The organism is Paracoccus sp. TOH, from assembly GCF_030388245.1.
GTDB classification, from domain to species: Bacteria; Pseudomonadota; Alphaproteobacteria; order Rhodobacterales; family Rhodobacteraceae; genus Paracoccus; species Paracoccus simplex.
Map to the genome: position 1 here is coordinate 770,604 of NZ_CP098361.1, position 22,237 is coordinate 792,840.

The following is a 22,237-nucleotide window of genomic DNA, read 5'->3' on the forward strand; positions in this document are numbered from 1 at the left end:
GCTCAGAACTGGACTTCGGGCGGGACATTGCCGATGTCATAGCCGGCCTTCTTCATGACATTCAGGAAGATTTCCCGGATCGAGCCATCCGCCTTGTGCGTCGTGGCCCAGTCTGTCAGCCAGGGCGTCAGCTTGTCGGCGGATTTCACCACCCCCGCCGAGGAACCCATGGCCTCGATCGGGGTAGGGAAAAACACGCTGTTGAAGACATTTGGCGCGGATTGCATCACGTTCAGGCAGCGCAGCACATCGGCGCCCATGATGTCGGCGCGGCCCGATTGCACGGCCAGCGTGATCTCGGAATATTCGGACAGAGTGACGTGCTGGGCCTTGGGCGCCATGCGCTTGAACGCGGCCTCGACGCTTGTGCCGGTGACGGTGGCGATGCGCACGTCGGGCGCGTTGAGTTCGTCCCATGTCTTGCCGACCTTGGCGGTCTTGCCGTCCATGGCGCAGAAGGCCAGGTCGTACATCGGCCCTATCATGTTCAGGGCCTGCTTGCGCTGTTCGGTCGCGCTCATGCCCGGCCAGATGTCGATCTTCTGCGATTGCAGGTCCAGCACCACGGTCTTCCAGCCGGTCTCCTGGAACTGGACCTTCAGTTCTTTGCCCATCTCCTTGCCCAGATCGGCGGCGATGGCGCGGCACAGGTCGATTTCGTAGCCTTCCCACTGACCGGTGGCGCTATCGACCCAGGAGCCGATCTTGTCGTTCGGGATGGCGCCGCAGGTGATGGTGCCGGTGCTTTCGATCCGGTCCCAGACGGGATCGGCCAGCGTAGCGTCGGGCATGAGCGGCAGGCCGACGCAGGTCGCGGCCAGCATCAGGCGGATTGTCAGTCTCATCGGTTTTCTCCTTGTTGGGTAAAGGCCCGGATCCTTTGGCGTCCGGGCCGTTGTGTTTCATGCGCGGATTACTGCGGGACCGCCTTGCCTGCATTGGCGTAGATGGCGCGGATGCCCTTGCCGATTTCCTCGATCTTGGCGGCATCGGCGGGCAGATGCGGGCGGCGCACGGTGCCGCCATTCAAGCCAAGCGCAGCCATGCCCGCCTTGACGAAGGCAAAGTTCGACAGGCCCGAGCGCGCCATCAGGTGGTAAAGCTGGTCGATGATCTGCTGATTGCGCGACATTTCATCCAGATCGCCCGACCGATAGGCGTCATAGGTCGCGACGACCTCGGCCGCGCAGATGTTCGAGATGGTCGAGACCGACCCCGAGGCGCCGCGGCTGAGCAGGCTGGAAAGATAGGGTTCAAGGCCCGCAAAATGCCGCAGCTTGTCGCGGGTCGCGTAATAGGTCTCACCCACTGCATAAAGGTCGCGGGCGCTTTCCTTGTAGGCGACGACATTGGGAATGCTGGCCAGTTCCGCCGTCAGCGCCGGGGTCAAGCCGACACCGACACGGGCAGGGTTGTTGTAAAGCATGACGGGCAGGCCGATCTCGGCGACCTCAGCAACCGCGGCACGAATTTCGGCCGGAGTGGGCAGGCAATAGACCGGCGGCAGCAGCATGCAGCCGTCAAAGCCGACATCCTTCGCATAGCGGGTCAGTTCCAGCGTGTCCGCATGGTTCAATGACGAGGTGCCCGCGACCAGCATGGCGCGATCACCATAGGCATCGGCCACCAGCTTGAACAACGCTTTCCGTTCATCCGCAGACATCGAGTAATATTCGCCGGTACTGCCCGAGACGACGAAACCCTTCACTCCGGCAGCCAGCATCCGGTCGAAATGCGCATGCAGCGCTGCTTCATCCACCGCCCCGTCCGCGTCGAACGGGGTGATCGCCGCTGTCAGAACCCCGCTCCAATCATTTCCAATCACGTTGCTACCTTTCCGATTGATCATATGTGATACATGATATATCGTATTTTGAAAGAAGCAAGAGTTTCGGTGAAGGACGCAAAACATGGCAAAATCCAAAGGAAAGGACGTCTTCTGCGCCGTTCGCGGTGATTCGCTGGCGGAACAGGTCCATGCGCAACTGGCGCGCATGATCTTGTCGGGAGCCTTTGCGCCGAACGACCGAATCAATCTTCGGCAAATCGCCCCCGATTTTTCGGTCAGCGTGACGCCGGTGCGCGAGGCGGTCCTGCGGCTGGTGTCAGACGGCATCCTTCAGACCACCGACCGCAACGCCATCGTGGTCCCCCAGCGGGGTGCTGACGAGATTCGCGAGATCTTCGAGATCCGCCGCGTCCTTGAAGGCGATCTGGCCGAGGCGGCAGCGACGAAGCTGCCCCCTGCGGATATCGAGGCGCTGCGCGAGACCCAGGCCGATTTCATTATGGCGTTGGAAAAGAAGGATTATCGCGAAGCCCTGCGCCTGAATACAGAGCTGCATTTCCGCATCTATACCGCTGCCGAAATGCCGGTGCGGGTCAAGATCGTCGAGGGGTTGTGGCTTCGCATCGGGCCGACGCTGCGCAACATGTACCCTATCCTGACTTTGCATCGCCCCGACAGCAGTCCGCATGACCGGATCCTGTCCGCTGCTAGCGCGAGGGATGCGCGGGGTCTGCGCGAGGCGGTGGTGGCTGACCTGAATCGCTCGGAAGAGGCGTTGCTGGAATATCTGCGGCGGGCAGAAGAGGCGCAGCCCTTCGTCTCTCCGACCCAGGGTGACGGCAGGTGAGAGCCGCGGGCGTCGGGAATGATCGGCAAATCTACGATTCGCTGATCATCGGTGGCGGGATCTTCGGCCTCTATGCTGCGATGCTGCTGGCCCAGAAGGGGCAGAGCGTGGCCCTGCTGGACCGCGGCGAGATCTGGACGGAAGCGTCGGCGGTCAACGCAGGGTCGTTGGGGGTGCAAAACAAGTTGCCGGCGCTGGTGCCCTATGCGCTTTGGTCGTGGGAAATCTGGCAGGGGCTGCTGACACAATTCGGCATTGACGCGCATCTGCGGCGTGCCGGAGGCTGGAAGGTCGCGATGACCGCAAACGAGGCCGACCGGCTCCGCGATGTCGCGCGCCAGCAGGCCGAGGCTGGGGCGCGCATCGAGATCCTGACCCAAGCGCAGATTGGCGATCGCGCGCCGTGGTTGTCGCCCGATGTCGCCGCCGCATCCTATTCGCCGCAGGACGGTTTTGCCAGCCCGACCCTCATGGGTCCGGCGCTGGCCAAGGCTGCCGCGAATGCCGGGGTGCAGATTTTTGCGCACCACCCGGTCAGCGCCATCCATCCCGGCCCCAGCCCCGAGGTCGACACCCCACATGGCCGAGTCCGGGCCCGCCGCCTGGGCATCGCCACCGGTGCCTGGACGCAGATCACCGCGGCAATGCTGGGCGTGCATCTTCCGGTCGCGCTGGATGTGAATATGGTCACGGTGACAGAGCCCGCGCCATTCACGATGCAAGGTCTGGTCAGTCATGCCCGCGGCATCCTCACGCTCAAGCAGGCGCTGAATGGCAGTTGCCTGATCGGCGGCGGCTGGCAGGGCATCGGCACCCTGGAGGACCGGCGCAAGGATGTGGATCACGACCAGGTGGTTCACAATATCCGGCTAGCCCTGCGTGTCGTGCCGGGCCTTGCCGGGCTGAATGCCTTGCGCAGCTGGGCCGGATACGAAGGCGTGACGCCCGATTCCCTGCCCTATCTCGGCCCGCTGCAGGGCCATGACAATATCTTCGTCGCAGCCTGTGCCCGTGGCGGCTTCACCCTTGGCCCAGCAATGGGCCAATTGCTTGCCGAGGTGATGGCAGGGCAAGCGCCATCGCGGCCTATCGAGATTTTTGACCCGGCGAGGTTCCAGCATGGGTGATTTTCGTCTCATCCCCGGCGTGAAGCCGGGGCCGATCATTTCCTTCACCTTCAACGGCGCCGCTATGACCGGCCATCAAGGCGAAAGCATCGCCTCTGCGCTCTTGCGGGCCGGCATGGCGGCGCAGCGGATCTCGGCCCGCGACGGGGCCCGCCGTGGCTATTATTGCGGCATGGGCCAGTGCTGGGAATGCGCCGTCTGGGTCGAGGGGCTGAACACGGTCCGCAGCTGTATGGAGCCGGTCGAGGCCGGCATGGTCATCCGAACCGGCGACGAGGGCGTGCGATGACGGCCCCGGTGGTGATCATCGGCGCGGGGCCGGCGGGCCTGTCTTGCGCCGCGGCTCTCGCCGAAGCCGGACGCGAGGTCGTTATCCTGGACGAGAATCGACAGGCGGGCGGCCAGTATTTTCGCCAGTTGCCCGCGGCATTCTCGGCAGACTATCGGCGGCTGCCGCATGATCGTAAAGGCTATGCCGCGCTGGCGCAGGTTCTTGCCAGGCCCGGCGTGCGGTTCCTGCGCGACACGACCGTATGGTCGGCAGTGGCGCCACATTGCATCGCCTATGCGGGGCGCGAGGGCAGCGGCAGAATCGACGCGAGCGCAGTCGTGCTCGCAACCGGCGCGCAGGATCTGCCGATGCCGTTCCCCGGCTGGACCCTGCCGGGGGTCATTTCCGCTGGTGGCTGCCTGAATCTGGTCAAGGGTCAGGGATTGGTGCCGCAGGGCCGTGTCGTTGTCGCCGGTAACGGACCTCTGGTCCTGGTGACGGCAGCGACATTGATTGCCGCCGGAGCCCAGGTCGTTGCTGTCCACGAGGCACAGCGTGCGGCGCGGCTTTTGCCGGCCAGCATGAGGGGGCTTTGGGCCGCGCCCGGGATTCTGCGTCAGGCTTTGGCTTATCGTGCGGCGATGCTGCGCGCCGGCGTGCCGATGCGTTTCGGACATATGGTAGCAGAGGTCTCGGGTCGCGAGGCGCTGGAAAGCGTGACCGTCGCTCGAATCGGGCCCGATGGCCGTCCGGACGACCGGCGCCAAACCCTCGAAGCAGATATTTTGGTGACAGGCTACGGACTGGTGCCCGGATCAGAACCCGCGCGGTTGTTCGGCTGCCGAATGCGGTTTGAACCAAGCCTCAACGGCGCGGTCCCCGAACGGAGCGGGACGTTCGAGACCAGTGTGGCAGGTGTCTATGCCATCGGCGACGGCGCCGGAATCGGTGGCGTCAAGGTTGCCATCATCGAAGGCCGGATCGCGGCGCACGCAATCCTTGGACAAGGCGTGCCCGCACCCTTGCGTCGGGATCATGGACGGCTGGACCGGTTCCGTCGCAGTTTGAACCTGGCCTATCGGCTCGCGTCGCCGCTGAACGCCGCCACGCCCGACACCATCGTTTGCCGCTGTGAAGCGCTGAAGCTGGCAGAGCTGCAATCGCATCCCCGACTGCAGACCGGCAACCTGAATGCCTTGAAAACGGCAACGCGGCTGGGCATGGGCCGCTGTCAAGGTCGCAACTGCTTGCCCGCCGCGCCCACATTGTTGGGCCTGGCGCCTGACGATCTGGCGACCCGGCCCAGAGTGCGCCCACCTCTTCGTCCGATTCCGCTAGGCCAGATTGCCGCCGATCGCGACGCTCGACCGGTCCCCGAGCCGGACGAACCACAGATCCCCCAAACAGGAGAAACCCCATGAAAGACCTTGCTCCGCATCGTCACATCGACCTGAAGCCCTTCATCGACGGCGCTCATGTGCCGACCGGAAACGATGCGGCTGTGCCGACCTATGATCCGGCCACCGGCGAGGTGCTGGCGCAGGTTCCGGTTGCCGATGCCGCTTTGGTCGACCGGGCGGTGAAATCCGCCAAGGCCGCCCTGAAGGGTGCCTGGGCCGAGATCACTCCGGCCGAGCGCGGTCGGATCCTGTTCCGGGTGGCGCAAGCCATCCGTTCGCGGGCCGAGGAGCTGGCAACGGTGGAATCTCTCGACAGTGGCAAGCCCATGCGCGAGGCCAAGGGCGATATCGAAACCTCGGCCCGATATTTCGAATATTACGCCGGAATGGCGGACAAGCTGCAGGGCGACACGATCCCGTTGGGCAAGGGTTTCGTCTCTTTCACCCAACACGAGCCGGTTGGTGTCACCGCACACATCATTCCGTGGAATTTCCCATTGGTGACCACGACGCGCGGCCTGGCGCCTGCCTTGGCCGCAGGCGCGACGGCCGTGGTCAAGCCCGCTGAACAGACGCCGCTGACCGCGCTGATGTTGGGCACCATTCTCAAGGACGCCGGCGTGCCTGATGGCGTCGTGAACATCGTCTGCGGCACCGGCGCCACCACCGGCGCCCCGCTGGTGGCCCATCCCGACATCGCGCATGTGACCTTTACCGGTTCGGTCGCCACCGGCATCAGTGTCATGCGCAGCGCCGCCGAACATGTCGCCTCGGTGACGATGGAACTGGGCGGGAAATCGCCCGTGGTGGTTCTGGACGATGCTGATCAGGAAGCGGCGCTTGAGGGTACGCTGAAAGCGATCTTCACCAATGCCGGGCAGGTCTGCTCGGCCGGTTCCCGGCTGGTGATCGAGCGCGGCTGTGCCGACGCCTTTATTGAAAAACTGCGCGCGCGCGTGCGTCAGATCGGCATTGGCCGCGGGATCGACGACCCTGGGCTTGGTCCGATCGTGTCGCTCCAGCAATTGCAGAAGATCGACCAGATCGTGACTGCCAGCATCGAGGCGGGGGCAGGGCTTCTGGAAGGCGGCAAGATCCTCAATCCCGAAGGCTTGGGCGGCTGGTTCTATGCGCCGACGCTGCTCAAGGCTGCCAAGGCCGACATGCCCGCCGTGCAGGAGGAGATCTTTGGCCCGGTGCTGACCATCCAGATCGCCGATGATTTCGAGCATGCCTGCGAATTGGCCGAATGTACCCGGTTCGGCCTGGTCGCCGGCATCTATACTGCTGACTTCTCGAAGGCGATGCGCTTTGGCCGCTCGGTTTCTGCAGGGCAGGTCTATATCAACCAGTATTTTGCAGGAGGCGTCGAGACACCATTCGGTGGCACGAAAAATAGCGGTTTCGGGCGCGAAAAGGGCCTTGAAGCACTGCGAGCCTATTACGCTGTCAAAACCATCACGGCGAAGATTTGAAGCGATAAGGTGATGGACGGCGTTCGCGCCGTCCCTGAACGGCAGTGCAAAGTTGGGGGGTCTTTTCGCTTTATCTTGCTGTGGCGAAGTTGAACGCGATGGTGAAGGGCGTACGGCCAAGGATCCAACCGCATCACCTTGGCTCTCCGTGGTCGCCAGATCCACCAGGACAGGCATGCCCGTTCTGCTGCCAAGGCCGATCGCCGTTGCCAAGCTGCGATGTTGCGCCGGACGCGGGCTGGCTGGCGGCCCAGTGCCCGGCGCATCTTCCGCCCGAAAATTATTAACCAGAATACCCAAAACCCGCGATACACGCGGGCTCACCAAGGCAGTTCAGACCCGGGAGCATGGTTCTTGGTCACCCGGCATTCTGCCAGGCCTGCATCGCAGGTGAGGTGGGGCCGCGCTATCCGAAAGTCGCAAATTTCTTGCATTTTCGGCTTTTCTCGTCTCCGGTGTCGCGATCGGGTAGCTGCCGCCTGCGCCGCAAAGGCCGCGATAATGATGTTGGGGCGTTCCCCCGTCACCAGAATGGCGGCCTGGCTTCGCGCCGGGACGCAGAGGCGCTGTGGCCGAATGATCCATGGCCTCAACCCTCTTGCCGTCCGGTCACGTTTCGCAGCGTCTCGGACGGGGATTCTCCGTACATCTGGCGATAGAAGATCGAGAACCGTCCCAGATGCGTGAAACCGTGGTCCATGGCGACCGAGGTGACCGTCACCCCCTCGCCGGGGCTGAGCAGCGCCTTGCGCGCGCGGGTCAGGCGGCGCCGCTTCAGATAGGAATGCGCGGTCATGTCCATGCGCCGGCGGATGATGGATTCAATCGTCCGCAGCGAAAGACCGGCCCTCTCGCATAATTCCTGAAGCCCGATGAGATGATCGGAATCCTCGTCGATCAAGCGGTCGATCCGGCGCATCGAGGCGGTCTGCAGCCGATGGGCCAGATGGTCGGTCCGCAGGTCGCCTGTGTCCAGCAGCCGGACCAGCGCGGCGGAGATCGCGTCGCTGGCGAATTCCGTCAGCGCCTTGCGCCTTGCAATCATTTCCCAGCCTGCGGCATCGACCGCTTGGGTGATGAGGGCGTAATGGCTATGCAAATTCGCCAATTGCGCCACGCCGGCCCTTTTCAGCGTGGCCGGGGTCTCCAGAGCCGCCATCTTTTCCCGGCCGGTCAGCGCTGCCGAGGCGCGGCGCAGGGCCGAGTTCAGGATGCACACCGCGCGGAGCTCGAAGGGGCCGGCCGTTCTCAGGCTGGAGATATCGCCGCAACTGCGGGAAAAGACCATATCCGCAGCCAGGTGGATACCATCGACTGCGGCTTTCGGATCGGGGTTGGGCACAAAGAAAAACGTGGTGGCCGGCGTGTCGCCGCCGATCAACTCGGTGCGAAGGGTAACCGGGGCGGTGGCACCCGCAGACTGCAGCGACACGCCCTTGCCCAGGTTGACCAATCGGACGGTGCCACGAAAATCCCGGTATCCTGTCGGAACGACATCGACCTTTCCGCCGGGAATGCTTGCGGCCAGGGACTCGCTATCGGTGAAAGTCCTTGAAAAGAATTGGGTCGGAGAGAACCGCCTTTCCTCTTCCTCGGTCATGCGCCAGTCCCCGCATGTTGCGGTTTCGATCCGCGTCGGGTCGAACTGCTGCCAGCCTCAAAAAGGCGAATGCTTCTGGGATTACTCATTGTCAAATTATGTCAAATATGTTTTCGATTTTGTTTCGAGATTGTGGCTTTATCCAACGGCCTTGCGGACATGCAGCGCCGGCTGTCCTTGGGCGTCGATCCGGATCATCCGATCTGTTCCGGGGGCATATTGAGACTGCGGTTCTCACGCTGGCCGCGCCAGAAAGCGTGCTCTTGCTGCATGGTTTCGGCGGCCTAGGCCGCTTGCGTGGCGGTCGTTTGCCGGAACTGCAGATCCGTGCCCGCAATTTCGATCTGACCCATGAAACGGTTGGAGCCGCCATAGCGGCCGGCCGCCGCAATCTCCAGCATGAGCTGCGCTTCGGGCATCACGGCCTGGCCAAGTATATCCTTCGACAGCCGCTGCGCCATCAACATCGGCGCCGCGACCGGTTCCTTAGCGGTTTCGATCGGCGGACCACCGGACGTAAGGGCGTCCGTTTCTGTACGCGGCGCGAACGGAATCGGGCTGCTTGTGGCCTGAATCAGACGCAAATTTGAAATCACTTCCGCCATTCTCCAACCCAGGAAACATTCACAATCGTCACATCGAGCCGCGCCTCCACAGGCGGAATCGTTCGTACGCGATAGGCTACCCGCCCTTCAAGTCCCGCCTGCCGAAGATCCGTCTGGCTAGGATATTCCTGTAATCGCTCATCCATAATGCCATCGCTTTCGGGCCGGCCTCTTCAGCGCATCTGAACCATGTCGTTCTGTTCTCGCGCAGGACTAGATGGCCTTGTGCGGCTGCACTATCCATATTCCGCATGGTTTCTACCAATTTCTTGTTTTTCCATGATGATAAGTTGGCCAGACCAGTGTCAAACCGACTGAACCGGGGTACGTGTCGCAGCGGCGATTGGCCGGGCGATACCGATCTTGTCGCGTAAATAATTGATAGTCTGCGCAATATGGATAGTCAGGCAATCCAAAGTGGTGTGGTTGGTGTTTGTGCAACCATGCAGCAATCGCCGTCCTTGGCGACCACGCAGTGGCGGCCGGCACTTCGAGAATCAGGAAACCCAGGAAGGCAAGACACCCAAAAATGGCAGGATTCGACCACGCGGTCGCGCCCGAAACGATCTTACTCCAGGTTCTCCGCTCTGTAGCCGCAAGGGCGCGCAAAGCTCATCCCAGAATTTCTGCTGAAAAGCGAATCAAGACAACCGAGGCCCTATGACGTTGCTGCATGACATCCGACCCGAGTTCCCCAGCCAGGATGCCATTTCCGCCTATGGGGCCTTGAGCTTTCTCTACATGCATTCGTCGCGACACCTCGATTGGCCGCTGCGCGACATCCGGCGCATTGTGCAGCCCCCGATCGACCTGAAACAGGCGCGGATTTTTTATTATGACGGGGTTCCCAGGGCGGCCTGCACCTGGGCGCATCTGAATGGCGAGGCCGAGCGGCAATTTCTGGCCGGTGCGCCCCTGCGACCGGCGCAATGGCGCAGCGGTCCCCGTTTGTGGCTGATGGAGATCGTCGCACCATATGAACAGGGCACGGGGGCAAACGCCTTCCGGGCTTTCATCGAGCATATCCCCGAGGGGATCAAAAGCTTCCGCTACCTGCGGGTGAGTGGTGCGGGCGAGGTCCGGCGCGTCGTCGAATCGACGCGGCTGCGGGACCGTTCCTGGGGTGCAAAAATCTTAACGACTGCTCTTGAGAGGACGTAAATATGGGTATCAACCTTACGGATACGACAAATCAGCCTGGGATTGTGCTGACCCACGGCACCGAGGAAAGCCCCGGAAACTACGACAACTACACCTATACCATCGACATCGACCAGTTCACCGATCCCGATGAAATCATCACGATCACCGGCGACTGGGGCCGTTCGGACAATCCCGCGCTGGACGGGGACCAGACGACGAATGGCGGCGAATATGTCGCGGCCCAGATCCCGAACCCCAGCGGCGGAATCTACTTCGGCGACCTTTCCGTGAATCTGCAAAATGGAAACATGACCTGGGCCTTTACTGTCGCCGAGCTGCAGCAATTCGCCGGACAGAACTATGATGTCTACTTCGTCGGAAAATACGCCGGGCAGAACAGCGATTCCGATCTGCTGAAGCTGGTCATCACCTGTTTTCTTGACGGCACGATGATCGCGACCCCCACGGGCGAAACGGCGGTCGAGAGCCTGGCCATCGGCGACCTGGTCAAGACGGCGGACGGCCGGTCCGTGCCGGTGACATGGGTGGGGCGCAAGCGGATCACGAACCATGTGCTGCTGTCCGACAAGGCGGCGCCGGTCCGTGTTTCGGCCGGGGCGCTGGGGCGCGGCCTGCCGCACAGCGACCTGCTGCTTTCGGCCGATCACGGCCTGATCGTCGACGGCATGGTGGTGAATGCGGGGGCGATGGTGAACGGCGGCTCGATCCATTTCGTCGATCTGGCGCAGATGCCCGAGGAGTTCACCTATTACCATATCGAGACCGAAAGCCATGACGAGATCCTGGCCAACGGGCTGTGCGCTGAAACCTTTGTCGATTACATCGGCCGCAAGGGCTTCGACAACTACGATGAATATCTTAGCCTTTATGGCTGCGACCGCATCATCCCGGAAATGAAGCGCCTGCGCATTTCGTCCCGGCGCCAGCTGCCGGACGGCCTGCGCGAGCAACTGAACATTCCCGCCTTCAGCGAGGGTGTCGAGGCCCTGATCGAGCAGTTCGGCCAGGCCGCATAGGTCCGACAATCTCTGAAACCACAGCCGGTCATCATTGGGATGACCGGCTGCGCCGTGCTGCCCAGAATTCGACGGAGACGCCATGATCCGGCGCTTGACCCATCTTTACCGCTGGTATGAGACCGCGCATATCCGACTGGATGGAATGCCCGGCCCCATCCTGAACAGCCTGGGGGAGGCCGTCGGCCATGTCGATGTCGTCCAGATCCGCAACGGCCGGCTGCATGTCGCTGGCTGGGTTCTGGCGCGCAAGGTGCGGCTTCTGCTGGCCGGGCTTGATGTCGAGGCCATGCCCTGCATCCATCGTCCCGATGTCAGCGCGGCGCTGGGGCATGCGGACCATACCGGCTTTGACCTTGCCGTCCCCGCCGACCGCCGCGTCATCGCGGCCTGCGCCGCGCCGGGACTGGTTTTCCTGACCGATCCCGATATGCCCGCCATTCCGGCCCTCAGCCTGCCGGTTTCGGTCCGGCGACGGGCGGTGGCCAAGGTGGGGCTGGCCTTCGCCCGCGACATGGCGCTGGCGCTGCCCGCGATCGCCTGCTGGTGCGCGACACGCGCGCCAGTCTGGCGCAGCCGGATCAAGTCGCGCTTGCGGCTTTTGTCGCCCCGCCCCGCCATGGCCCAGCTTGAGACGCGGCTGTTCCGGCGCGACGACGCTCCGCCCCAGGCGGTGCGGCCCAAGCGGTTGACCATCGTGCTGCCGGTCTACAACGCCTTCGATCTGCTGCGCGAATGTCTGCGGCGGGTGGAGGACAACACCGACATGCCGTGCCGGCTGATTCTGGTCGAGGACGGCTCGACCGATCCGCGCGTCTTGCCGTTCCTGCAGGACTGGGCGTCCGGGCGCGGCTGGGTCGAGCTGATCCCATGCGCCCAGAACCTGGGCTTCGTCGGCGCAGTCAACCGGGGGCTTCGGCACGCGATGCTCCATGGCGGCCCGGACGAAGGGCCGGTGGTCATCCTGAATTCGGACGCGCTGGTGCCGCCGGACTGGGCCAGCCGGATCCTGCGGCCGTTCCAGAACAACGAAAACATCGCCAGCGTCACCCCGATGTCCAACGATGCCGAGATCCTGTCGGTGCCGGTGATCTGCCAGCGCAGCAATCTGATCGAGGGGCAGGGGGATGCCATCGATGCCGTCGCCCGGCGCTTCGCGCCCGAGGCGTTGCCCTGCGTTCTGCCGACCGGCGTCGGCTTCTGCATGGCGATGAGCCGGCAATGGCTGGCCCGGCTGCCGCTCTTCGACACCGCCTTCGGCAAGGGCTATGGCGAGGAGGTGGACTGGTGCCAGCGTATCGCCCGCATGGGCGGCGTGCATCTGGCGCTGCCGGGGCTTTTCGTCGAGCATCGCGGTGGCGCCAGTTTCGGCACGGCGGTCAAGCAGGAACGGATCAGCCGGAACGGTGCGATCATTCGCGAACGCTACCCGGATTTCGACCGGTCGGTACAGCAGTTCATTGCCGCCGATCCCTTGTCCACAGCCCGGCTGGCCTTGGGCCTTGTCTGGATCGGCAGCGCCGATCCGCTGCGGCCGGTGCCGGTCTATCTGGCGCATAACCTGGGGGGCGGCGCGGATATCTGGCTGGAGCGGCAGATCTCGGCGGATTTGGCAGAGGGGCGATCCTCGGTCGTGCTGCGGGTCGGCACCTCACGGCGTTGGCAGCTTGAACTGGTCACGCCGCTGGGGCGCGGACATGGACAAAGCGACGACATCGGCATCATCCGCGAATTGCTGGCCTGCCTGCCCCGGCGGCGGCTGGTCTATTCCTGCGGCGTGGGCGATCCCGACCCGGTCGAGATCCCCGAGATCCTGCTGTCCATGATCGAGCCGCAGGACGAATCGCAGATCCTGTTTCACGACTACCTGCCCCTGTCGCCCAGCTATACGCTGCTGGACAGCGACGGCAGCTATCGCGGCCCGGTCACGCCCGCGCGCGAGGACGCCGCCCATCGGGCCCGCCGCCACGACGGCAGCCCCGTCGCCCTTGCCGTATGGCAGGCGGCCTGGCGCAAGCTGGCCGACCGCTCGCAGATCGTGGTCTTCTCGGCCAACAGCGCCATGCATGTCGCTTCGGCCTGGCCGCATCTGCGCGACCGTATCGTGGTTCGCCCGCACGAGCCGCGCCAGCCGATGCCGGTCTTTGCCGCGCCTGCGCGGGACAAGCCGGCCGTGATCGGTGTCCTGGGCAATATCGGGTTGCAAAAGGGCGCCCGCGTCCTGCAGGACCTGGCCGGGGAAATCTTCAGGACCGGGAAGGACACCCGGTTGGTTCTGATCGGCAATATCGACCCCAGCTATGCGCTGCCGAACTCGGTCCAGGTGCATGGCTCGTATACGCTGAACGATCTGGGCGTCCTGATCCGCCGTTACGGCATCACGCATTGGCTGATCCCTTCCGTCTGGCCCGAGACCTTCTGCTATACGGTTCACGAGGCGCTGGCGACGCGGCTGCCGGTCATGGCCTTCGGAATCGGCGCGCAGGGGGATGCCGTGCGCGCGGCGCCGAACGGCATCGTCATCCCGTTTCACGGGGGCAGCCAACTGGCCTCGCGTATCCTGATGTCCTTTGACGCTCTCGAAGCGTGCGCCGACCAGCGCCTTCTGGCCTGAGCGCGGCTGGAGCGGAGAATGCGTCCAGAAACGAAGGCAGATCCGGCGGCATCCCCGCCCCGCGCGGCCACGGCGCCGACCGGCACCTCCTCTGACGCCTTGCTGCCCGCCGATGCGGCCGGAACCGTCGCGGCGGGTCTGCGGCGGGCCCATGAACTGCGCCAGCGCGGCCGGTATGGGCAAAGCATCCTGTGCCTGGAAGAGTTGCTGCGAGGCTTTCCCCGGCATGGGACGATCCGATACGAGCTATCGTTATCGCACCGGCTGGCAGGGAATTACGACGAAAGCATCCGCTTTTGCGACGATATCCTTGCCATCCAGCCCGGCAATACCGTCGCTCTGGGCGGCCGCGTCGAAACCGCCATGCGGCTGGGCCACCCCCAGAAGGCGCTGGCCTTCCTCGACCAGGCTTGCGAGGCAGCACCGGATCACCTGCCGTTCCAGCTCCGCCGATGCGCCCTGCTGCGCCAGGCAGGGCAGATCGCCCGCGCGCAGGAGCTTGTGGCGGCCCTGCGCCACCGCCATCCCGACCAGTCCGACGTGCTGACCGAGCTGGCGCTCGTCGCCCAGGCAGGCGGCTCCCACCTGGATTGCCTTGCTGCCTGCGAGACGGCATTGGCGCGGGCGCCCGATGATGCGCGGCTGGTGCTGGCGCGGATCAATGCTCTGACCGGCCTGCGCCGCTATGACGATGCGCTGGCGCAGGCCGAAGCCTTCCTTGAAAACACCGCCGACAATCCGGCGATCCGGCTGCGGCAGGGCAGCCTGCTGCGCCAGCTTGGCCGCATTCGCGACAGCATCACGCTGCTTGCGGCGCTGGCCCGGCAGCATCCGGAGAATACGCATATCCTGCTGAACCTGGCGCATTCCCATCGCCATGGCCAGCAGCACGAGGCCAGCCTTGAGGTTCTGGACCGGCTGCTTGCCCTTGACCCGCATCACCAGGACGCCCTGCTTGCCCGCGTCGAGGCCTTGCGCCTGGCGGGTCGGACCGATGAGCTGGCGCGGATGCTGCAAGAGGTCTCGGACCGGCTGGCGGGCGCGGCCCAGCCCGCACAGCGGCTGCCTCTTGGCGTGCTGCTCTGCAGGGGGTTGCACCATGTCGCCGATGACCGGGCGGCGGACCTGCTGCGGCGCAACAGGGACGCGCTGGCCGCGCTCGCCCCCGAACTGCCCGCGGACCTGCTCTGGCAGGTCTACCGCAAGGCCGACATGGTGGGGCAGGGGGCCGCGTTCGACGCCGTGGCTCGGGCGCTTTTCGGCAAGGAAACCGTGCGGCTGGACACTGCCCGAGCCATCCTGCAGGCGAGCTATCGCGCGGGGCTGCCGCATTGGCGGCGGATCGGTCGCCATTTTGCGGATCGCGTTCCGCCCGAGGATCGCAGCCGGATCCTTATGGACCTGGCCGCGCTGACCGATACGCCGGCAAAGGCCCTGGCGCTTCGGGACAGGCATCCGGCGCTGCCGCGCGCCGAGGCCGCGCTGCAGATCGCCGGCCTTCTGCGGCAACAGGGCCGCATCCGGCTGGCGGCTCGCTATCTGGGGCTCATCTGGCGCCGCCATCCCGACAATCCGGCCGTGCTGCGGGACTACCTGTCCAGCCTTTGCGGCGCGGGCTTGGATGCGGTGGCCGGACAGGTTCTGGAGACCGCCGCCCGGCGCCAGCCCGATATGCCCCCGGCCTGGCGCAGGGTGATCGCGCAGGGCTGGGCCGAGCTGGACCAGCTGCGCCGGGCCACGAACATATGGGCCGAGGGCGGTGCCGCGATGGTCCCCCATGCCGACTGGTATGTCGCAAACGCACTTTCGATGGCCGAGGGGACGGCACTCGGGGAACTGCGCCAACGCCTGTGGCGGGACAATCCGCGGGCGCATCTGGCGCCCTCGCTGCAGGGCTTCCTGCTGGCCGAGGCGGTGCAGCTTCCGGCGCCGGGCATCGCTGGGGCCGACCTGACGCTGCGGGCGATGGCGGTGCTGGCCCAATGGATGGACCGGCCCGGCCGGCCCGAAGCCGCATCGCCCCAGCCGGTGCCCCGCAGCATCGTCCAGTTCTGGAGCCAGGGAAATCCGCCGCCGCAGGTGCGCGACGCGGTCGCGACCTGGCAAGGGGCAAAGGGTTTTGCGCATCGGCTGTTCGACCGCCGCAGCGCCCGGGAATTCCTGTCGGAGCGGCTGGGACCGGACTGGCTGCGCGCCTTTGGCCGGGCCGGTTCCGCGACCGAGGAAAGCGATTTCTTCCGCCTGTGCCATATCGGGCTGCACGGCGGCATCTATGCCGATTGCGACGACTGGTTGACCGGGGATGCCGCCGACCTCCTCCAGGGGGCATCCTGCCTGACGCTTTACCGCGAACCGACAGGCGCGGTCGGCAACAATCTGATCGTCGCCCCGCCCCGGCATCCCGCCATCCTGTGGGCCGCGCTTTGCGCCAAAAGCGCGCTGGAGGAACGCCATAACGAAACCGTCTGGGGCAAGACCGGCCCGGGCCTTCTGACCCGCGCCGTCGCCTGGCATATCCAGACGACCGCCGCCTCGGGCCTGGCGCCCTCGCTGCGCGTGCTGCCGCGCTGGCAACTTGGGCGCACCGTGCAATTTCACAGCCCGCTTTCCTACAAGGCGGGCAAATCCTACTGGAACCGCCGCGACGCGGCGGGCGGGCTATCCCGCCTTGCCGCAAACCTGTCCCCTTTGTCCGAGCCGCAAACATGACCGACGTCCCATCGCCCCCGGAACCAGCCTTGTTCGACCAGAACCTGCCCCCGAACCAGCTTGAGGCCGAACGCCGGGTTCGTCCGCGCGCCGGGCGGAGCTATGTGATCTTCTTCACCCCGCGCAGCGGCAGCAGCTGGTTGACCGATATCTGCGAACGCAGCGGTCGTCTCAGCCGTCCGGACGAATGCTTCAACCCGCAATTCATGCCCCGGATGACCCGCGCGCTTGGTGCCCGGAACATGCCGGAATATGTCGAGCTTCTGCAGCGGCGGCGAAACACCCATGGTGTCTATGGCTGCCAGATCACCTATCACCAGTTGCAGGCGGTCTTTGCCGATGAGGCGGCCTTCCTGGCGCATTTCCCGCAGGCGCCGGTTTTCTGGCTGATCCGCAAGGACATCGTGGCGCAGGCCGTGTCGCTGGCCAAGATGGTCGCGACCTCGGTGTCGCATTCCGCGCTGAACAGCAATGATGAGATCACCGCGAGCGACCGGAGCTTCGACTATGATCCGGCGGCGATCCGGCACTGGCTGGACCATATCCTGATGGCGGAGCGGCAGACCGAGGCGATGCTGGCCCGCCACGGCATCGCGCCCCTCCGCATCAGCTATGAGGGCATGACCGCCATGGGCGAGGCCGGGGCCGTGGCGCGGATCGCCCAGGGCATCGGCGTGGCTCCCCCCGGCGATGCGTCCACCGGCTCGGCGCACCGAAAGATCGCCACCGCCAAGAATCAGGATTTCGCCCAGCGATTCCACGACGACGCCGCAGCTTACCTTGCCGAGATCGATGATGAACGCGCGCCCTGGCTTACACTTTGCGCGCCCTGAGGGCCACCGCCGGTTCCCCGGGCTCCCGACCTTCTCCCTTCAGGATTTCATCATGAACCGCATTATGAGAAAGCTGCCTTTTCGCAAGTCCGAGACGGTCGCCGCCGCGCCCGAATTTTCCGGCCATATCGATGGCATCCACGACGGGGCCATCATGGGCTGGATCAGGGCCGCCAGCCATCAAGGGCCCCTGCAGGTCGACCTGCTGGCGAACGGCCAGGGTGTCGGCTTCTCGGTTCTGGCGGGCGACCATCGGCCCGATGTCGAGGCGGCGGGTTTCGGCGATGGCCGATACGGTTTTCGCTGCCCCATGCCGGCGACGGACGCGCGGGGCCAGCCCTGGCCGAGCGACCAGACCGCGCTGATCGAGCTGCGGATCGCGGGCGGGACGCAGACCCTCATGACGCGGCAGGTCGCGATCCAGATGCCCCCGCCCGCGCCGGAACCCGAGTCCCAGCCTATCGCCCTGGATTGCGACGGCCGGATCGAGAAGCTGGGCGAAACCCATCTGCGCGGCTGGGTGACCAACCGCAACAACATCGGCCAGATCCTGCGGATCGAGGTGCTGATCGACGGCGTCTTCTTCTGCAAGGTGCTGAACGATCAGCTCCGCGACGATCTCCTGCGCGCAGGCCTGTCCGAGGGGCGCGGTGGTGTGCGCCTGTCGTTGCCCCTGCGCCAGCTTGGCAAGGGGACGCATGCGATCTCGTTGCGGCTGCCGGACGGCAGACTGATCAGCAAGACGGTCGAGGTGCAGGGACAGCTCTATCTTCCCGCTCCCGCCGCGCGGATCGCGCCCGCGGATTGCGCGGTGATCGTGCCGGTCTACAACGCCGCCGAGGACGTGGCGATCTGCATCGAACGGCTGCGCGCCCATACCCCCGCCGAGGTCGAGATCCTGTTTGTCGACGACGCTTCGCCCGATCCCGGGATCGCGAGATTGCTGGATCAGGCCAGCGCCTGCCCCAACATCCGGGTGCTGCGCAACGATCGCAACCTGGGCTTCACCGCCACCGTGAACCGCGGCATCGCCGAGATCGGGCGCAAGCATCCGATCCTGCTCAACAGCGATGCGCGGGTGACGCCGGACTGGATCGGCGGCCTGTTGACCGCTGCCGGTTCCCGTGCGCGGGTCGCCACGGTGACGCCCATGTCGGACAGGGCCGGTGCCTTTTCCGCGCCCGACATGGGCAATGACAACGGCCTGCCGCCGGGGATCGACGAAATCACCTTTGCCCGCGCCTTCCGGCGCCGCGCGCTGGGCCTTTACCCGCTGGTTCCTACCGGCAACGGCTTTTGCATGTTCATCCACCGGGCCTGCCTGGACGAGATCGGCGCCCTGGACGTCCAGGCATTCCCGCGCGGCTATGGCGAGGAAAACGACTTCTGTATGCGGGCCGGTCGCGCCGGCTGGCTGCATCTGGTCGACGACCGCACCTATGTCTTTCACGACCGCTCGAAAAGCTTCGGCAGCGCCAAGGACGAGTTGATCAAGGCGGGTCGCGCGGTGATCGACCGCCGCTATCCCGAATACAAGAAGGCCATTCGGGTCTTTGCGCATGGCGACGAACTGGCGCTGGCCCGGATGCAGGCGCGGCGCGCGCAAGAGGATTGCCAGGATCCGCGCGCGACCCTGCCCCGGACGCTTTATGTGGTGGCGACCCAGACCGGCGGTACACCGCATACCAATATCGACCTGATGACGGCCCTGTACGATGTTCGCGATTCATGGCTGTTGCGCTGCGATTCCACGCATCTCGTCCTGTCGCGCTGGCAGGACGGCAAGCTGCACGAGATGCTCCGCCACGATCTCGGCGAAGCGATCGACCCGATCCGCCATGCCTCGACCGAATATGACGAAGTGGTCGCGGGCTGGCTGCGGCGTTTCGAATTCGGCATCGTGCATATCCGCCACTTGGCCTGGCACAGCCTGAACCTGCCGCGCATTGCCAAGGAAACCGGTTGTAGGGTGGTGTTTTCCTTCCACGATTTCTATACGATCTGCCCCTCGGTCAAGCTGCTGCAGGCCGACGGGGTGTTCTATGGCGGCGATCTGGACCAACTGGCCGGCGAGGTCGTTCCCGAGCTGTGGAAGCCCGATGCCATGCCCCCTGCCGGGGCGGCCTGGATCGGCTTTTGGCGTGAACGTTTCGACAGGGCGCTGGCCTGTTGCGACGCTTTCGTGACCACCTCGGCCAGCGCCAGGGCGCGGATTCTGGCCGCGCTGCCCGGAATCGACCCGGCGGCCTTCGCCATCATTCCGCATGGCCGCGACTTCCCTGAGCTGTTACGGCTGCGCCAGGTGCCCCGGCACGGACAGCCGGTCCGCATCCTGGTGCCGGGCAATATCGGCACCGCGAAAGGACTGGGCGTGATCCAGGCGCTGCTCGACATGGACCGCGACCGCCTGCTGGAGTTCCACGTTCTGGGCCGGGTCGATGCCTCGGCCCAGATCGACGATCCGCGCCTGGTCCGGCATGGAACCTATAGCCGTGACGATTTCGCCAGCCGTGTCAGAGGCCTGGGTATCCACCTGGGGGCGGTGTTCTCGATCTGGGACGAAACCTATTGCCACACGCTGACCGAATTGTGGTCGGTGGGTATCCCGGCTCTGGTCTTCGATTTCCCCACGGTGGCGGGCCGCGTCCGCGCCAGTGGCGCGGGTTGGGTGCTGCCGCATGACGATATCGGCCTGCTATATCGGCAATTGATCGGGATCGCCTTCGACCCGGCCGAACAGGATCGCGCCGATCTTGCGCTGGCGGCGTGGCAGAATGGTCCCGGACTGGCCGAATCCACCCGCTTGATGGCGGCCCGCTACCTGAACCTTTACCGCCGGGCGCAGGGACAGGCGGCCCTGCCCGTGGTCGGGGTCGTTGCGCCGCCGCCACCGGAGCCAGAGGCACCCCCGCCCTGGGGCGGCGTCCGGCAGGAAGCCCACCGCGCGCTGCAAGGGGATTGCATCTGCATTACCATGCCGGCGCAGGCCCTGCTGGCCAATCTGAACAGCGGCACCCTGGATGGCGCGACCGTGCAGAGCGACGCGGTGCCGGTCACCTTGGCCAGCGCCTTGCACGAGGCGCTGCACCGGGCGGCGATTCCTTATACATTGTGATCATACATTGTGATCCGGCCGATGCCCGCCCCAGGCATCGGGCGGGCATCGGCGGCCTATCCCGGGGGCTTGCCTTGCCTGGGCTTGCTGACGGCGACAGGAGGGGCGGCCGCTGACGTTCTTCATGACCGCCGGCCAAGTCGGAGACTACACCGGTGCGGTCGCGCTGCTGGGCAGTTTGCCGAAGGCAGAATGGTTGTTGGCCGACCGGGGCTATGATGCCAACTGGTTCCGAGATGCATTGAAAGACAAGGGGATAAAGCCATGTATCCCGGGCCGGAAGTCACGCGGAAAGCCCATCAGACACGACAAACGACGCTACAAACGCCGCAACCGGATCGAGATCATGTTCGGGCGACTAAAAGACTGGCGCAGGGTCGCTACCAGATACGACAGATGTGCCAAGACATTCCTGTCCGCCGTCGCCGTCGCCCTCGCTGCGACCGTCATGTTCTGGCTTTGACCATCAATGAGGCTGGACCCTAACGCATCGCCCCACGAGTGCATCGCCAGCGCAAGCCGCAACCGGCTGAGTGTCCGGTGAAACGGGGCAAGACCGGACCGCTAAGCAGCGCGTTTCCCGGTCACTGGTCCAGAGGATTTCAGGACGAGCGATACAGGTGCATCTGATCGGACCATCGGGCCCGGCGGCACGATCTTTGTCCTGCAGCCCGTGATACGGCATCAAATGGCGGGGAACAGCGGGCATACTGCCCGGGGACAGTCTTGAAGCGGGGCAACATGGGTCAGAACGAAGCGGGCTTGGCAACAGGTGATCGCAACCTCCTGCCGCATTTGCGCATCGACGCCTATGATGCCAGCGCCAAACCCTTGCGCATGGCGCAGCGGCAATTGCTGCACGAGTTGACGGTGGGGGTGCTGTGGCCGCATCGTCCCCGCGACCTGGATCTGTTCCTGTCGCTGGGGCAGGGCTACCTGGCGGTTGACGAGATCGGCCGACCCCTTGGATCGGCCATGTATTTCCCCACGGGCGACGATTTCGCCATGCTGGGGATGATGGTCACGGTGCCGCGGTTGCAGGCGCGTGGGGCGGGCAAGTGGCTGTTGCAGCGGGTGATGGCCGATTGCGCGGGCCGGGATCTGCGGCTCAGCGCGACGCATTCGGGGTATCGCCTTTATACCGCGGCGGGGTTCCGGCCGGTGGGCATCATCCGCCAGCAGCAGGGCATTGCGCGGGACATTGGGCCCGTTGACGCACCCGGCATTCTGGTCCGCGATCTGCGGGCAGAGGATGAAGCAAGCCTTCGGTCACTGGACGCGATCGCCTATGGCGCGAAGCGAACGCGGGTGCTGGATGCGCTGCTGCCCCTGTCGACCGGCATAGTCGCGCTGCGCGACGGTGCCGTTTGCGGCTTTGCGCTGCAGCGTGATTTCGGCAAAGGCACGGTGATCGGTCCCGTCGTTGCTAAGGAGGACGCCATGGCAAAAGCGCTGATCACACCGCTGATCCGGGCGAATGCGGGGCGTTTCACGCGCCTCGATACGCCGATGGACAGCGAGGGCATCTTGTCCTTCTTGACCGATGCCGGGCTGCTGGCCTTCGACACGGTTACGGAAATGTGCATCGGCCCCCACCGTCGTGCCACGGAAGGGGCGGTGATCTACGCCTTGGCGTCGCATTCGCTGGGGTAGCGTTCCCATCGCCGCGCGA

At 65.0% G+C, this 22,237-nt stretch carries 16 protein-coding genes and 1 pseudogene; 13 read left to right on the forward strand and 4 right to left on the reverse strand.

Going from position 1 to position 22,237, the window contains the following annotated elements; translation table 11 throughout:
* Positions 1-2: 2 nt before the first annotated feature.
* Both NBE95_RS14435 and NBE95_RS14440 read right to left on the reverse strand, forming a co-directional pair.
* Positions 3-845, reverse strand: a complete 843-nt coding sequence (locus tag NBE95_RS14435) for a transporter substrate-binding domain-containing protein (protein WP_289894942.1) — start codon at positions 843-845, stop codon at positions 3-5.
* Between the two features lie 68 nt (positions 846-913).
* Positions 914-1,825: a dihydrodipicolinate synthase family protein gene (locus NBE95_RS14440; protein WP_289894943.1), complete on the reverse strand. Its 912-nt coding sequence runs from the start codon at positions 1,823-1,825 to the stop codon at positions 914-916.
* A gap of 85 nt (positions 1,826-1,910) precedes the next feature.
* Between NBE95_RS14440 and NBE95_RS14445 the strand changes: the two genes are divergently transcribed.
* The 5 genes from NBE95_RS14445 to NBE95_RS14465 are packed head-to-tail and all read left to right on the forward strand — an operon-like array spanning position 1,911 to position 6,909.
* The gene (locus tag NBE95_RS14445; protein ID WP_019352221.1) at positions 1,911-2,636 is read left to right on the forward strand and encodes a GntR family transcriptional regulator; all 726 of its coding nucleotides are present in this window, start codon (positions 1,911-1,913) and stop codon (positions 2,634-2,636) included.
* Positions 2,633-3,763, forward strand: a complete 1,131-nt coding sequence (locus NBE95_RS14450; protein ID WP_289894944.1) for an FAD-dependent oxidoreductase — start codon at positions 2,633-2,635, stop codon at positions 3,761-3,763. Before NBE95_RS14445 ends, NBE95_RS14450 begins: the two co-directional genes overlap by 4 nt.
* Positions 3,756-4,052, forward strand: a complete 297-nt coding sequence (locus tag NBE95_RS14455) for a (2Fe-2S)-binding protein (protein ID WP_289894945.1) — start codon at positions 3,756-3,758, stop codon at positions 4,050-4,052. Before NBE95_RS14450 ends, NBE95_RS14455 begins: the two co-directional genes overlap by 8 nt.
* Positions 4,049-5,455, forward strand: a complete 1,407-nt coding sequence (locus NBE95_RS14460) for an FAD-dependent oxidoreductase (RefSeq protein ID WP_289894946.1) — start codon at positions 4,049-4,051, stop codon at positions 5,453-5,455. Before NBE95_RS14455 ends, NBE95_RS14460 begins: the two co-directional genes overlap by 4 nt.
* On the forward strand, positions 5,452-6,909 hold the full coding sequence (locus tag NBE95_RS14465) for an aldehyde dehydrogenase family protein (protein ID WP_289894947.1): 1,458 nt from the start codon (positions 5,452-5,454) through the stop codon (positions 6,907-6,909). Before NBE95_RS14460 ends, NBE95_RS14465 begins: the two co-directional genes overlap by 4 nt.
* A 589-nt stretch (positions 6,910-7,498) precedes the next feature.
* Here the strand turns inward: NBE95_RS14465 and NBE95_RS14470 are convergent.
* Both NBE95_RS14470 and NBE95_RS14475 read right to left on the reverse strand, forming a co-directional pair.
* Complete coding sequence (locus NBE95_RS14470; RefSeq protein WP_019352176.1) at positions 7,499-8,509, reverse strand: helix-turn-helix domain-containing protein; 1,011 nt, start codon at positions 8,507-8,509, stop codon at positions 7,499-7,501.
* 284 nt (positions 8,510-8,793) lie between these two features.
* Positions 8,794-9,114: a hypothetical protein gene (locus NBE95_RS14475; RefSeq protein WP_289894948.1), complete on the reverse strand. Its 321-nt coding sequence runs from the start codon at positions 9,112-9,114 to the stop codon at positions 8,794-8,796.
* A gap of 660 nt (positions 9,115-9,774) precedes the next feature.
* Here NBE95_RS14475 and NBE95_RS14480 point away from each other — a divergent pair.
* The 8 genes and pseudogenes from NBE95_RS14480 (at position 9,775) to NBE95_RS14515 (ending at position 22,218) form a co-directional block, all read left to right on the forward strand.
* Positions 9,775-10,275: a toxin-activating lysine-acyltransferase gene (locus NBE95_RS14480; RefSeq protein ID WP_289894949.1), complete on the forward strand. Its 501-nt coding sequence runs from the start codon at positions 9,775-9,777 to the stop codon at positions 10,273-10,275.
* 44 nt (positions 10,276-10,319) lie between these two features.
* Positions 10,320-11,294, forward strand: a complete 975-nt coding sequence (locus tag NBE95_RS14485; RefSeq protein ID WP_289894950.1) for a Hint domain-containing protein — start codon at positions 10,320-10,322, stop codon at positions 11,292-11,294.
* 82 nt (positions 11,295-11,376) lie between these two features.
* Positions 11,377-13,908 (forward strand): glycosyltransferase, encoded by a 2,532-nt coding sequence (locus NBE95_RS14490; RefSeq protein ID WP_289894951.1) that lies wholly within the window; start codon positions 11,377-11,379, stop codon positions 13,906-13,908.
* An 18-nt stretch (positions 13,909-13,926) separates the two neighbouring features.
* Entirely contained in the window at positions 13,927-16,617 is a 2,691-nt protein-coding gene (locus NBE95_RS14495; protein WP_289894952.1) for a tetratricopeptide repeat protein, read from the forward strand.
* A gap of 29 nt (positions 16,618-16,646) precedes the next feature.
* The gene (locus tag NBE95_RS14500) at positions 16,647-17,450 is read left to right on the forward strand and encodes a Stf0 family sulfotransferase (protein ID WP_289894953.1); all 804 of its coding nucleotides are present in this window, start codon (positions 16,647-16,649) and stop codon (positions 17,448-17,450) included.
* A 64-nt stretch (positions 17,451-17,514) separates the two neighbouring features.
* Positions 17,515-20,565 (forward strand): glycosyltransferase, encoded by a 3,051-nt coding sequence (locus tag NBE95_RS14505; protein WP_289894954.1) that lies wholly within the window; start codon positions 17,515-17,517, stop codon positions 20,563-20,565.
* A 103-nt stretch (positions 20,566-20,668) separates the two neighbouring features.
* A pseudogene (locus NBE95_RS14510) lies at positions 20,669-21,028 on the forward strand (IS5 family transposase); the annotation flags it as partial.
* A 278-nt stretch (positions 21,029-21,306) separates the two neighbouring features.
* Positions 21,307-22,218 carry a GNAT family N-acetyltransferase gene (locus NBE95_RS14515; protein WP_289894955.1) on the forward strand — a complete coding sequence of 304 codons (912 nt, stop codon included), beginning with the start codon at positions 21,307-21,309 and terminating at the stop codon, positions 22,216-22,218.
* The last annotated feature ends 19 nt before the right edge of the window (positions 22,219-22,237 follow it).

Bases quoted from the DNA above. Each gene is read 5' to 3' on its own strand.
- NBE95_RS14445 (WP_019352221.1), top strand. From the start codon at position 1,911: ATGGCAAAATCCAAAGGAAAGGACGTCTTCTGCGCCGTTCGCGGTGAT.
- NBE95_RS14455 (WP_289894945.1), top strand. From the start codon at position 3,756: ATGGGTGATTTTCGTCTCATCCCCGGCGTGAAGCCGGGGCCGATCATT.
- NBE95_RS14435 (WP_289894942.1), bottom strand. From the start codon at position 845: ATGAGACTGACAATCCGCCTGATGCTGGCCGCGACCTGCGTCGGCCTG.
- NBE95_RS14505 (WP_289894954.1), top strand. From the start codon at position 17,515: ATGAGAAAGCTGCCTTTTCGCAAGTCCGAGACGGTCGCCGCCGCGCCC.
- NBE95_RS14465 (WP_289894947.1), top strand. From the start codon at position 5,452: ATGAAAGACCTTGCTCCGCATCGTCACATCGACCTGAAGCCCTTCATC.
- NBE95_RS14490 (WP_289894951.1), top strand. From the start codon at position 11,377: ATGATCCGGCGCTTGACCCATCTTTACCGCTGGTATGAGACCGCGCAT.
- NBE95_RS14515 (WP_289894955.1), top strand. From the start codon at position 21,307: ATGGGTCAGAACGAAGCGGGCTTGGCAACAGGTGATCGCAACCTCCTG.
- NBE95_RS14480 (WP_289894949.1), top strand. From the start codon at position 9,775: ATGACGTTGCTGCATGACATCCGACCCGAGTTCCCCAGCCAGGATGCC.
- NBE95_RS14475 (WP_289894948.1), bottom strand. From the start codon at position 9,114: ATGGCGGAAGTGATTTCAAATTTGCGTCTGATTCAGGCCACAAGCAGC.
- NBE95_RS14470 (WP_019352176.1), bottom strand. From the start codon at position 8,509: ATGACCGAGGAAGAGGAAAGGCGGTTCTCTCCGACCCAATTCTTTTCA.
- NBE95_RS14495 (WP_289894952.1), top strand. From the start codon at position 13,927: ATGCGTCCAGAAACGAAGGCAGATCCGGCGGCATCCCCGCCCCGCGCG.
- NBE95_RS14460 (WP_289894946.1), top strand. From the start codon at position 4,049: ATGACGGCCCCGGTGGTGATCATCGGCGCGGGGCCGGCGGGCCTGTCT.